Below are 12,472 nucleotides of genomic sequence, written 5' to 3'. Positions count from 1 at the left end.
GATGGCCAGCCGTCGGATCGCGGTCGTCTCGGCCGGACTCTCGAACCCGTCGTCCACGCGTATGCTGGCCGATCGCCTCGCCGCTGAGACCGTCAAGGCACTTGCCGGTCACGACATCGAGGCGACGGTCGACGTCGTCGAGCTGCGGGACTACGCGCACGACATCACGAACAACCTGCTCACGGGGTTCGCGCCGCCGGCGCTGGAGACGGCGATCAACACCGTGGTGTCCGCCGATGCGCTCATCGCGGTCACGCCGATCTTCTCCACGAGCTACAACGGCCTCTTCAAGTCGTTCATCGACGTGCTCGACCCCGACGCCCTCACCGGGATGCCCGTGCTGATCGGCGCGAACGCCGGTACGGCCCGGCATTCGCTCGCGATCGACTACGCGATCCGCCCGCTCTTCGCCTATCTGCATGCGGATGCCGTCTCGACGGGCGTGTTCGCGGCCTCCAGCGACTGGGGCGGGGCGGGCGACGACGTCGCCCCTCTCGCGAAGAGGGTGGAGAAGGGCGCGCGTGAGCTCGCCGAGGCCGTCGCCAGGCGGGACACCACCGAGGTCCTCGACCCGTACGATCCCGCGACCTACCTCGGCGAGGGCCGGTCGTTCGGTCACATGCTCGGCGGTCTCGCCGGCGAGTGACCTCGGCGTGCGCCGCTCGACGACGATCGAGCGGCGTACGCGCGGTCTCGGGACCGGGCCATGTCAGTCGCGTCCGTCTGTGCGCCGATTCCAGCCGTACTCGGTCTCCGGACGACCCCGCGCCCCGTACCGTGCACTGCGGATGACCACTCCGGACGCGGCGAGGTGCTCGAGATACCGACGCACCGAGACACGGGACATGCCGAGCCGCTCGGCAGCCTCGCTCGCCGACATCGCACTTCCGGAACGCAGCGCGCCGGTGACCTTCTGCAGGGTGGCGTCGGAGAGCCCCTTGGGGACGAGGACGGTGCCGGTGGCACGGCCCAGCAGGGCATCGATCTCCGATTGGGTGGCCTCGCCGTCGGTCGATCGCGCCTGCTCGCGATACGAGCGGTAGGCGGTCAGACGCTCCTGGAAGACCGCGAACGGGAACGGCTTGACCAGGTACTGATACACCCCCAGCGCGGCCATCTGCCGAACGCTCTCGGCGTCCCGCACACCGGTGATCGCGATCACGTCGATCGCCGTACCGCGGGCGCGAAGTGCGCGCAGGACGTCGATCCCCGAACCGTCGGGCATGGTCAGATCGAGCAGGACGAGGTCGAACGGCCGATCCGACGGCTGCGCCAGCAGGGCCGAGAGCGCGGCGCGGGCCCCGGCGCACTCCCCGGCGACGACGAAGCCGTCGATCCGGTCGAGGTAGGACCGATGCAGTTCGATCGTCAGGGCGTCGTCGTCGACGAGCAGGGTGCGGATCATGTCGACGCCTTCCCCCGCGTCGGGGGGAGGACGACGCGGAAAGTCGTCGGATTCTCGGACACCGCAACAGTGCCCCCGGCCCCGAGCACCACCGAGCGGACCAGTGCGAGGCCCACGCCGCGTCCCTGCGTGTCCGCCTGCTTGGTCGAGAATCCCTGGACGAAGATCTGCTCGCGGAGCGGCGCGGGGATGCCGTGGCCGCTGTCCGAGACCTCCAGCAGGATGCCCCCGTCGGCGGATGTCTGCAGAGCGACCTCGACCCAGCGTTCCTCGGCCTCGCCCGCCGCATCCATGGCGTTGTCGATGAGGTTGCCGAGCACGGCGACGCTCTCGACCGCCGACAGCGGCGACCGCGGCGTGTCGGGATCTATGCGCACCCGCCAGTCGATGCCACGCTCCTTGGCCTGTGACGCCTTGCCGAGCAGCAGCGCGCCCACCGCAGGGTCGCCGGCGCGACGGGCCGTGACCTGGTCGACCAGGGATTGGCTCTGCCGCGACGTCTCGGTCAGGATCTCGATCGCCTCGTCCGTGCGTCCGAGCTCGAGCAGGGCGACGGCGGTGTGCATGCGGTTCCCGTGCTCGTGGGTCTGTGCCCGGATCGCGTCGCCGAGGGTGCGCAGGGACTCGTACGACGACACCGCGTCGCGCACCTGCCCCGGCGGCAGATCCCCGGCGATCCGGCGTGTGAACCGGCGAGCCGCCAGAGCGCCGAGCGCCCCGAAGGCGACGAGCCCCGCGGTGATGCCGAGGGAGAGGGGGAGCCTGCGCACCAGGGTCTCCGAGATCGATTCGATGGTCACGCCGGAGGAGACCCAGCCCACCGCGGCGCCGCCGGGCCCGATCACCGGCACGATCGTGCGCACGGACGGGCCCAGCGTCCCGGTGAACACCTCCGTCAACGGGCGCGGGGCATCGGGGATGGTGCCGAGGTAGCGAGCGCCGATCTGATCGAGATCCGGATGCGTCACGCGCGTGCCGTCCAGGGTCATGATCGTCACGAAGTCCAGGCCCGCATCGGCGATGACGTCCAGCGCGTAGGGCTCGAGTGCGACGCTCGTCGCCGTGAGATCGTCGCCCCCGAGCGTGTCGACCACGAGCGGGGAGGATGCCACGGTCGCCGCCGTCGCCGCCGTGACGCGTTCGGCCTCGGCATGGGTGGCCCGCTGGGCATCCACCACCAGGAACACCGCGACCAGCGCTCCGAGGACGATCGCCGCGACCAGCAGCACGAGGAAGACCCGTGAGGCGATGCTGCGCGCGGGTCTCATCGGGTCCTTCCGATCGGCGGTGATCGCGGGGTCTGCGATCCCGGTAGTGACCAATACGACCACAAATGGTGCCGCGGAGGGAAGTCGGCGACGGTGAACACACCGACAGGCGACGACGCCGTCGGTCATGAGACGACGACGTTCATGATCAAGGAGGAAAACATGGCCATCACGACGGGGTTCTCCCTTCCCGGTTTCAATTCTCGCCGCGGCAAGCAGGCCTGGGACAGGCACACCTGGCTGTACGTGTCGGTGATCATCGCGGTCGTCCTCGGCGCGGCGGTGGGTCTGCTCTGGCCGCAGGTCGGTCAGAGCCTGGAGCCGATCGGCAAGGGGTTCGTGTCGCTCATCAAGATGATGATCGCCCCGATCATCTTCTGCACGATCGTGGTGGGCGTCGGATCGATCGCCAAGGCCGCCACCGTCGGCAAGATCGGCGGGCTGGCGCTGCTGTACTTCATGGTCATGTCGACGTTCGCCCTCGCGATCGGCCTCGTCGTCGGCAACATCATCCACCCCGGATCCGGCCTCGACATGGCCAATTCGAGCTACGACGCGACCGACACCGAGGCGAAGACCACGACCGAGTTCGTCCTCGGCATCATCCCCACCACGTTCTTCTCCGCGTTCACCGGTGAGAGCGTCCTCCAGGTGCTGTTCATCGCCCTCCTGGTCGGCTTCGCCCTGCAGGGACTCGGGGAGAAGGGTGCCCCGATCATGGATGCGGTGAAGAACCTGCAGAAGCTGGTGTTCCGCATCCTCGGGATGATCCTCTGGCTCGCGCCGCTCGGTGCCTTCGGCGCGATCGCCGCGGTCGTCGGCAAGACCGGCGTGGCCGCGATCTGGAGCCTGGGCGTGCTCATGATCGCGTTCTACATCACCTGCATCCTGTTCATCGTCGTCGTGCTGGGGACGCTGCTCTACGCGGTCACCCGCGTCAACATCTTCAGCCTCGTGAAGTACCTCGCCAGGGAGTACCTCCTGATCGTCGGCACGTCGTCGTCGGAGTCCGCACTGCCCCGACTGATCGCGAAGATGGAGCACATCGGCGTCTCGAAGCCGGTCGTCGGCATCACCGTGCCGACCGGATACTCGTTCAACCTCGACGGCACCGCGATCTACCTGACGATGGCCTCGCTGTTCATCGCCACCGGCATGGGCCAGCCGATGACGATCGGTGAGCAGATCGGTCTGCTCGTGTTCATGATCATCGCCAGCAAGGGCGCCGCCGGGGTCACCGGTGCAGGGCTCGCGACCCTCGCCGGCGGCCTGCAGGCCTACCGCCCCGACCTGGTCGACGGCGTCGGCGTCATCGTCGGCATCGACCGCTTCATGTCGGAGGGGCGTGCGCTCACCAACTTCACCGGCAACGCGGTCGCCACCCTGCTCATCGGCACGTGGACGCGTCAGATCGACCGTGACCGCGTGACGCAGGTGCTGAGCGGCCGGATCCCGTTCGAGGAGTCGCAGCTCGACGGCGTCGACGAGCACGGCATGGTCGACGAGGAGAAGGCCGTCGACGTGCAGGGGCTCAAGGAGTCCGCCCTCGACGAGATGGCGGCCAAGCAGGCACGTGCACGGGCCCGCGAGGTGCGCGGCTGAACCCGAGTCGAGGAGAGGGATGCGGGAGTCGGCGATTCGTCGGCTCCCGCATCCGTGCGGTCAACCGCTCTTGCGTCGGAACTCGCGCCGCGTCTGCGGGGCCGCTGCGCCGTGGACGGCGGAGTCGCCATCCAGGTGCGACTCGCCCTGACGGTGGTGCGCGTTCTTCTTCTCGAGCGCTTCCTTGAACTTGCGCTTCATGTCCTCGGTGGAGGAGGCGCCTTCTTCGGTGCTCATGCCCGCAAGCCTAGGCCACGTCGCTGCGCGGCGGCCGAGCGGAGTCCGACGATCCGCGTCGTCCGCGTCGTCCGCGTCGTCCCCGTCGCACCGCGAGGTCGATCACCGCACCGAGACCGAGAGCCACGGCGACAGAGACGACGACGGCCACCGCCGGACCCCCGGGGATCACCGCGGCCACCACCGCGCCGACCGACGCCTGGTACGCGGCCCAGCCGAGAGCGGCCGTCGTCACGAGGGCGAGATACCGGCCGGGATGGATGCGCGAGGCACCGGCGACGAGGTTGATCGCCAACCGCGCGAAGGGGACGAAACGCGCCGTGAAGAGCACGCTCGCCGTGCCGCTGTCGAGCCGGAGCCCGGCCCAGTCCAGCGCCGCCCGGATGCGAGGGCGGCGCATCCACGCCCAGCGCTCGAGACCCACGGTGCGTCCGATGAGGTAGCAGGCGATGTCTCCCAGGGCCGCTGCCGCTCCCGCGCACCCGATGACCGCCCACAGCGAGGGTGACCCCGACGACGAGGCGATCGCGCCGAGGACGGTCACGGCGATCTCCCCGGGCACGACCACCAGGAAGGCGTCGCCGAGCACGAGGAGGCTCATGACGGGGAGGGCCCAGGGGCCGGTGAGCAGATCGAGCGGCACCCCTCCACAGTGCGCGCCGGAGGTGAACGGCAACCAACGTCGGGATAACCGGTGACCGGCGCTCCAGCATCCGGTGAACTTCTGGTGGCAGCAGCCCGTTCGCGCCTCAGCCGCGGCCGACACCGGGCATCCTGGGCGGGTGAGAGTCGCGATCGTGACCGAGTCCTTCCTTCCGCACATGAACGGTGTCACCGGATCCGTGCTGCAGATCCTCCGGCACCTCGAGCGCACGGGCCATGAGGCGCACGTGCTCGCACCGGATGCCGTCGGCCTGCCGACCGAGATCTCCGGTGCGGCCGTCGAAGCCATCCCGAGCCTGGCGCTCCCCGGCTACCGCAACGTCAGGGTGGGGACCTCGCCTGCGCATCGCGTGGCGGCCTCCCTCCGACGGTTCGAGCCCGACGTCGTGCACCTCGCCTCGCCGTTTGCGCTGGGATGGCGCGGTGCGCTCGCCGCAGAGCGTCTGGACGTGCCCTCGGTGGCGGCCTATCAGACCGATGTCGCGGCGTACGCGGCGAGATACCGGGTCCCGGCGACCACGGGGCTCGCCCACACCCACATCGCGCGCCTGCACCGGCGCGCGACCCTCACGCTCGCGCCCTCGGAGGACGCCGCTCTCCGACTCGCCGACCTCGGAGTCGATCGGGTCAGGCGATGGGGCAGGGGAGTCGATGCGGAGCGCTTCCAGCCGATGCGCCGGAGTGTGCAGCTGCGTGCCGAATGGGGTGCCGAGACGGTGATCGGCTACGTCGGCCGACTCGCTCCGGAGAAGCAGGTGGAAGACCTCGCGGTGCTGCAGGACATCCCCGGGGCGCGCCTCGTGATCGTGGGGGACGGGCCGACCCGACCCCGACTGGAAGCGCTGATGCCGGGCGCGGTGTTCCTCGGGCATCTCGAGGGGGATGCGCTCGCCGCCGCGCTGGCCTCCTTCGACGTGTTCGTGCACCCCGGCGAGAGCGAGACCTTCGGTCAGACGCTCCAGGAGGCGCACGCCAGCGGAGTGCCTGTCGTCGCCACCGGACGCGGCGGGCCGCTCGACCTCGTGCGGATGGGGATCGACGGATGGCTCTACCGCCCCGGAGATCTCGACGATCTGCGCATGCGCGTCGCCGATCTCGCCGGCGACGTCCGAAAGCGCAGAGCGTTCGGGGCCGCCGGGCATCAGGCCGTGCAGGGACGCAGCTGGGCCAGCGTCTGCGACCAGCTGCTGGGGCACTTCGACGAGGCGACCGCACTGCAGGCCGTCGACGCGGGAGCGCGTGCTCGCCGCAGGACCAGACCCGAGCCGTCTCGGCCGATCGTCGCCCGTCGCTGGCAGCGGTACGTCGCGCTGGGGGACTCGCTCACCGAGGGGCTGTGCGACCCCGGACCCGAGGGAACCCTGCGGGGATGGGCGGACCGGCTGGCGCTGCTGCTCGCGTCCAGGGGAGGACTGCACTATGCCAACCTCGCCATCCGCTCGAAGCGCGTGCGCGATGTCTGCGAGATCCAGCTGCCGCGGGCGATCGAGCTCCGTCCCGACCTCGTGTCGGTGCTGATCGGGGCCAACGACCTCGTGAAACCCCGTGTCGACGTGCCCGCGCTCGCCGCAGAGCTCGAGAGCGCCGTGGCCCGCCTCCGCGGCATCGGCGCAGACGTGGTCCTGGTCACGCCCTTTCTCCCCGACCGCCGTGCGGCAGCGGTCTACGCCGCGCGCTTCGCGTCGTTCGCCACCGCACTGGCCGGTATCGCGGCACGCACCGGCGCGATCCTGATCGATACCGATCTGCATCCGACGCTGCCCGAGCGTCCCCACTGGGGTGAGGACCTCGTGCATCTCAGCAGCCGCGGTCATCGCTTCCTCGCGTACCGGGTGGGGGAGGTGCTCGGCGTCCCGCACGCCGATGCGCTCGGTGCGCTCGACGCGTCGCTCCACGAGGACGAGGCGATCAGTGCCGGGCTGTGGTGGCGTCGCCACGCGCTGCCCTGGGTGTGGCGACGCCTGCACGGCCGTGCGGCCGGAGACGGCCGGGTCGCGAAACACGACGACTACGTCTACCTCGGGCGCTCGCGAGCGCCGCGCGGGGTCAGCGTCGGCTGATCGTCGGCGCGGCCGCGAGTCAGCGGCGACCCATGCCGTGATACGACCAGCCGGCCGCGCGCCAGAGATCGGCGTCGAGGCAGTTCCTGCCGTCGATGATCACGCGCCCGGCGACGAGCGATCCCGCATGCTCGGGGGTGAGGTCCCGGCGGTACTCGTCCCATTCCGTGACGATCACGACGGCGTCCGCGTCACGCAGCGCGTCGTCGCGTTCGGCGGCGTATCCGAGCTGAGGGTGCGCGGCCGCCGCGTTGGCGAGCGCCGCCGGATCCGTCACCACGACGTCGGCGCCCAGCCCTCGCAGCCGCACAGCGACGTCGAGCGCGGGGGAGTCGCGGATGTCGTCGCTGAAGGGCTTGAACGCCGCGCCGAGCACCGCGACCCGTCGACCGAACACGAGCCCGCCCAGTGCGTCGACGACCATCTGCACCGCCCTGTCGCGACGACGCAGGTTGATCGCGTCGACCTCGCGGAGGAACCCCACGGCCTCTCCGCGTCCCAGCTCCTCGGCGCGTGCCGTGAAGGCACGGATGTCCTTGGGCAGGCACCCGCCGCCGAAGCCGATCCCCGACCCGAGGTAGCGTCTGCCGATGCGGGTGTCGTGGCCCAGCGCATCCGCGAGCAGTGCGACGTCGGCGCCCGCGGCCTCGGCGATCTCGGCCATCGCGTTGATGAACGAGATCTTGGTGGCGAGGAAGGCGTTCGCGGCGCCCTTGACGAGCTCGGCGGTCGCGAGATCGGTGACCAGGAACGGGCTGCCCGCGGTCACGGCGGAGGCGTACGCTTCCCGCAGCAGCGTCGCGGCCCTGACGCCCTCGGCTCCGTCTGGTACGCCGACGACGAGTCGATCGGGTGTGAGCGTGTCGTGCACGGCCCAGCCCTCGCGAAGGAACTCGGGGTTCCACACCAGTGTCGCGCCCGTCTCGTCGACACGCGCGGCCAGTCGTTCCGCGGTGCCGACCGGCACCGTGGACTTGCCGGCGACGACATCGCCACGGCGGAGATGGGGGAGCAGCGACTCCACGGCCGCGTCGACGAAGCGCAGATCGGCCGCGTGCCCGCCCGCGACCTGCGGGGTGCCCACGGCGAGGAAGTGCACGTCGGATCCGCTCGCCTCCGCCATATCGCTGCTGAACCGCAGGCGCCCAGACGAGAGGCCCTCGCGCAGCAGCTCCTCGAGCCGTGGTTCGAAGAACGGCGCCGTGCCGTCCGAGAGCACCGCGACCTTGTGCTCGTCGACGTCGATACCGACGACATCGTGTCCGATCGAGGCCATCGCTGCGGCGTGCACGGCACCGAGGTACCCGCATCCGATCACTGACATGCGCATGTGCCCACGAGACCGGATGCTCCTCACGCGAGGGCGTCCGAGGGATGAACGCCGCATGGACGGTGCATGTCGGAACAGCCGGGCGCCGAGCCCACGGGGCTTTTCGGGCCGCCGCTGATAGGCTGGAGGCGGTCGACGCGTGTCGACCGCATAACTTCATATCGACTCATGGAGCGATCGGCGGAGAGCTGGTCCCCTGTGGTGGGTTCCTCGGCGGGTCGCGTCGGGTGGCTTTCTACTGGTGGCCAGCGCAGGTGACATTCGCGGGAATGCCCGCGCGCCCATATCCTGCCGCATCCGCTCCTTCATGAATACGCTCGCGCGCCATACGGGTACGCGAGCCTAAACAAAGAAGGAGAGACCTCTTGGAAGGTCCTGAAATCACCGCCACCGAGGCCGTTCTCGACAACGGCCGCTTCGGCACCCGCACCATCCGCTTCGAGACCGGCCGCCTCGCGCAGCAGGCTCAGGGCGCAGTCGCCGCGTACCTCGACGGCGAGACCATGCTCCTCTCGGCCACCAGCGCAGGCAAGCACCCGCGCGAGGGCTTCGACTTCTTCCCGCTGACGGTCGACGTCGAGGAGCGCTCCTACGCCGCCGGCAAGATCCCCGGCTCGTTCTTCCGTCGTGAGGGCCGCCCCTCCACCGAGGCGATCCTCGTCTGCCGTCTGATCGACCGTCCGCTGCGTCCGTCGTTCGTCGACGGCCTGCGCAACGAGGTTCAGGTCGTCATCACGGTGATGTCGATCGCCCCCGGCGAGTACTACGACGCTCTCGCGATCAACGCGGCCTCCGCGTCGACGCAGATCTCGGGTCTGCCCTTCTCGGGTCCCGTCGCCGGTGTGCGTCTCGCGTTCGTCCCCGGCCACGGCGAGCACGCCGACCAGTGGGTCGCGTTCCCGAATGCCGAGCAGGTCGCAGAGGCCGTGTTCGACCTCATCGTCGCCGGTCGCGTCGTCACCAAGTCCGACGGCTCTGAAGACGTCGCGATCATGATGGTCGAGGCCGAGGCCACCGAGGGCAGCTGGAACCTGATCAAGGCCGGCGCCACCAAGCCCGACGAGACCATCGTCGCGCAGGGCCTCGAGGCGTCGAAGCCCTTCATCGCTCAGCTCGTCAAGGCTCAGGCCGAGCTCGCAGCGACCTCGTCGAAGGAGCCGGGCGTGTACCCGGTCTTCCCGGCGTACAGCCAGGAGGTCTACGACTTCGTCGCCGGCCGCTCCTACGACGAGCTCGTCGGCGTCTACCAGATCGCCGACAAGTCCGACCGTCAGGCTGCGGACGACGCGATCAAGGACCGCGTCCGGGCAGAGCTCATCGAGGCCACCGAGTCGGGTTCGCTCCCGGCCGGCGCCCCGCTGGAGTTCTCCGCGGCGTACAAGTCCGTGACGAAGAAGATCGTCCGCGGTCGCATCCTCACCGAGGGCGCTCGCATCGACGGCCGTGGCCTCGCCGACATCCGTCCGCTCGACGCCGAGGTGCAGGTCATCCCGCGCGTGCACGGATCGGCGATCTTCCAGCGCGGTGAGACCCAGATCCTGGGCGTCACCACACTGAACATGCTCAAGATGGAGCAGCAGATCGACTCGCTGTCGCCCACCACGAGCAAGCGCTACATGCACCACTACAACTTCCCGCCCTACTCGACCGGTGAGACCGGCCGGGTCGGTTCGCCGAAGCGTCGCGAGATCGGGCACGGCTTCCTCGCCGAGCGCGCGCTCGTGCCGGTCCTGCCGAGCCGCGAGGAGTTCCCGTACGCGATCCGTCAGGTGTCCGAGGCGCTGAGCTCCAACGGCTCGACGTCGATGGGCTCGGTCTGCGCGTCGACCCTGTCGCTGCTGAACGCCGGTGTGCCGCTGCGCGCACCTGTCGCCGGCATCGCCATGGGCCTCGTCTCCGATGAGGTCGACGGTGAGACCCGCTACGCGGCGCTGACCGACATCCTCGGTGCGGAAGACGCTCTGGGCGACATGGACTTCAAGGTCGCGGGTACGGGTGAGTTCATCACCGCCATCCAGCTCGACACGAAGCTCGACGGCATCCCGACCTCGGTCCTCGCCGGTGCGCTCACGCAGGCCCGCGATGCCCGTCTGACGATCCTCAACGTCCTGAACGCCGCGATCGATGCGCCCGACGAGATGGCGCCCACCGCGCCTCGCGTCATCAGCGTGCAGATCCCGGTCGACAAGATCGGTGAGCTGATCGGCCCGAAGGGCAAGACGATCAACGCGATCCAGGACGAGACCGGCGCGCAGATCTCCATCGAGGAGGACGGCACCGTCTACATCGGCGCGACCGACGGACCGTCGGCCGAGGCCGCGCGCGCCCAGGTCAACGCGATCGCGAACCCGACCAACCCCGAGGTGGGTGAGCAGTTCCTCGGAACCGTCGTGAAGATCGCGACGTTCGGTGCGTTCGTCTCGCTGCTTCCGGGCAAGGACGGTCTGCTGCACGTCACCGAGGTGCGCAAGCTCGCCGGTGGCAAGCGCGTCGAGAACGTCGACGACGTCCTCTCCGTCGGACAGAAGATCCTCGTGAAGATCACGAAGATCGACGACCGCGGCAAGCTGTCGCTCGAGCCCGTCATCGACGAGGCTCCTGCGGATGCTGCGGCAGAGGAGTCCGCTGCGGAGTAATCCCCAGCGCTTCGCACGGAGCCCGGTCGTCCGTCAGGACGCCCGGGCTTCGTCGTCCCCGACGTGACCAAACCGTTATGGGAAGTTCGCTCGCCGTTCCCCGGATTGGTCGGCGAGTTCGCGGAACTCGCCTACTCTCGAAGTACGCACCGGGGGGTGTATTCGGGCAGTGATGCGGGCCGTGGTCCACGGCCGAAGCGGGGTGAGGATATGCGGTTGTTCGGCGTAGGCGCAGGAGCCTCGAACGACCGTGCGCAGGAGGGCGTGGCGGAGCATCCGTCGGCACCCATCCCGATCGTCGGACCCGGAATAGGGGAGGGCATCCGCGTCCCGCTCGGAGAGACGGGTTTCGAGACCTTCCCGCTCATGCTCGGCGCCGCGGAGTTCGGCTGGAACGTCGACCTGGAGACCAGTCACGGGATCCTCGATCGCTACGTCGAGTTCGGGGGGAATGCGATCCACACCGCCGACGGCTTCTCCGGCGGACGCAGCGAGCACATCATCGGCCAGTGGCTGCAGTCCCGCGGTCAGCGGGAACGCTCCGTCGTGAGCGTGCGCATCGGTGCGCACGCCGACAATCCGGGTCTCGGATCCGTCAACCTCGTTCGCGCCGTCGAAGGATCGCTCACCCGACTCGGAGTCGAGCGGATCGACGTGCTCTACCTCGACGCGACTCTCGACAGGACGACGAACCTCGAAGACACGCTGGCGACCGTCGAATGGATGGTCGACGCCGGGAAGATCGGCGCGCTCGGAGCCTTCGGCTTCGCACCCGAACGCCTCGTCGAGGCGCGGATCCTCGCCTCGGCCGGATACCCGCGCATCGAGGTCATCGACTCTCCGTACAACCTGGTCAGGCGTCAGCCGTTCGAGGGGGATCTGCGACTCGTCGCGGGAGCGCAGAGTCTCGCCGTGACCCCGTCGCATGCGCTGGAGCACGGATTCCTGTCGGGGCGGCACCGCAGCAAGGCGCTGGCCTCGAAGGGCGTGCGCGGAGAGCAGCTGCGCGGACATCTGAACCGCCGCGGCACCAAGATCCTCCGCGCCCTCGATCAGGTCGCCACCGAACTCGAGGTGCCCGTCGCCGCCGTGTCGATCGCGTGGCTGCTCGCCCAGCGCACGGTCGCTGCGCCGATCGTGAACGCCTTCGCCGCCGAGCACGTCGACGAGCTGATGCAGGGCGCCGGTGTGACGCTGTCGCGCGCACAGGTCGCAGAGCTCACTCGCGCCGGCAACTGAGCGGCGTCACGACGCTGTCATAGACCTGGCAT

10 protein-coding genes are annotated in these 12,472 nt (G+C 69.6%); 5 read left to right on the top strand and 5 right to left on the bottom strand.

Annotated elements, in window-relative coordinates; translation table 11 throughout:
* Nucleotide 1: 1 nt before the first annotated feature.
* Nucleotides 2-646: an FMN reductase gene (locus ABTZ43_RS01970; RefSeq protein WP_056416824.1), complete on the top strand. Its 645-nt coding sequence runs from the start codon at nt 2-4 to the stop codon at nt 644-646.
* A gap of 63 nt (nt 647-709) precedes the next feature.
* Here the strand turns inward: ABTZ43_RS01970 and ABTZ43_RS01965 are convergent, their stop codons facing one another.
* Complete coding sequence (locus tag ABTZ43_RS01965) at nt 710-1,405, bottom strand: response regulator (RefSeq protein WP_350537653.1); 696 nt, start codon at nt 1,403-1,405, stop codon at nt 710-712.
* Nucleotides 1,402-2,673, bottom strand: a complete 1,272-nt coding sequence (locus tag ABTZ43_RS01960; RefSeq protein ID WP_350537652.1) for a sensor histidine kinase — start codon at nt 2,671-2,673, stop codon at nt 1,402-1,404. Before ABTZ43_RS01960 ends, ABTZ43_RS01965 begins: the two co-directional genes overlap by 4 nt.
* 162 nt (nt 2,674-2,835) lie before the next feature.
* Here ABTZ43_RS01960 and ABTZ43_RS01955 point away from each other — a divergent pair, with 162 nt between their 5' ends.
* Complete coding sequence (locus ABTZ43_RS01955) at nt 2,836-4,275, top strand: cation:dicarboxylate symporter family transporter (RefSeq protein WP_350537679.1); 1,440 nt, start codon at nt 2,836-2,838, stop codon at nt 4,273-4,275.
* Between the two features lie 60 nt (nt 4,276-4,335).
* Here the strand turns inward: ABTZ43_RS01955 and ABTZ43_RS01950 are convergent, their stop codons facing one another.
* The gene (locus tag ABTZ43_RS01950; RefSeq protein WP_162247495.1) at nt 4,336-4,512 is read right to left on the bottom strand and encodes a DUF5302 domain-containing protein; all 177 of its coding nucleotides are present in this window, start codon (nt 4,510-4,512) and stop codon (nt 4,336-4,338) included.
* A gap of 10 nt (nt 4,513-4,522) precedes the next feature.
* Nucleotides 4,523-5,155, bottom strand: coding sequence for a DedA family protein (locus tag ABTZ43_RS01945; RefSeq protein ID WP_350537651.1), 633 nt, complete (start codon nt 5,153-5,155; stop codon nt 4,523-4,525).
* A gap of 154 nt (nt 5,156-5,309) precedes the next feature.
* Between ABTZ43_RS01945 and ABTZ43_RS01940 the strand changes: the two genes are divergently transcribed.
* Nucleotides 5,310-7,235, top strand: a complete 1,926-nt coding sequence (locus ABTZ43_RS01940; RefSeq protein WP_314096582.1) for a GDSL-type esterase/lipase family protein — start codon at nt 5,310-5,312, stop codon at nt 7,233-7,235.
* 19 nt (nt 7,236-7,254) lie between these two features.
* Here the strand turns inward: ABTZ43_RS01940 and ABTZ43_RS01935 are convergent, their stop codons facing one another.
* Nucleotides 7,255-8,565: a UDP-glucose dehydrogenase family protein gene (locus ABTZ43_RS01935; protein ID WP_350537650.1), complete on the bottom strand. Its 1,311-nt coding sequence runs from the start codon at nt 8,563-8,565 to the stop codon at nt 7,255-7,257.
* A gap of 365 nt (nt 8,566-8,930) precedes the next feature.
* On the opposite strand from ABTZ43_RS01935, the gene ABTZ43_RS01930 reads away from it, so the two are divergent.
* Both ABTZ43_RS01930 and ABTZ43_RS01925 read left to right on the top strand, forming a co-directional pair.
* Nucleotides 8,931-11,201, top strand: coding sequence for a polyribonucleotide nucleotidyltransferase (locus ABTZ43_RS01930; protein WP_056416836.1), 2,271 nt, complete (start codon nt 8,931-8,933; stop codon nt 11,199-11,201).
* Nucleotides 11,202-11,411: 210 nt separating this feature from the next.
* On the top strand, nt 11,412-12,440 hold the full coding sequence (locus ABTZ43_RS01925) for an aldo/keto reductase (protein ID WP_056416840.1): 1,029 nt from the start codon (nt 11,412-11,414) through the stop codon (nt 12,438-12,440).
* Nucleotides 12,441-12,472: the final 32 nt, after the last annotated feature.

Source organism: Microbacterium sp. NPDC097977 (assembly GCF_040302605.1).
Lineage (GTDB): Bacteria > Actinomycetota > Actinomycetes > Actinomycetales > Microbacteriaceae > Microbacterium.
Note: the sequence above shows the minus strand (reverse complement) of the source record. Positions and strands in the feature narration are given on the sequence as shown.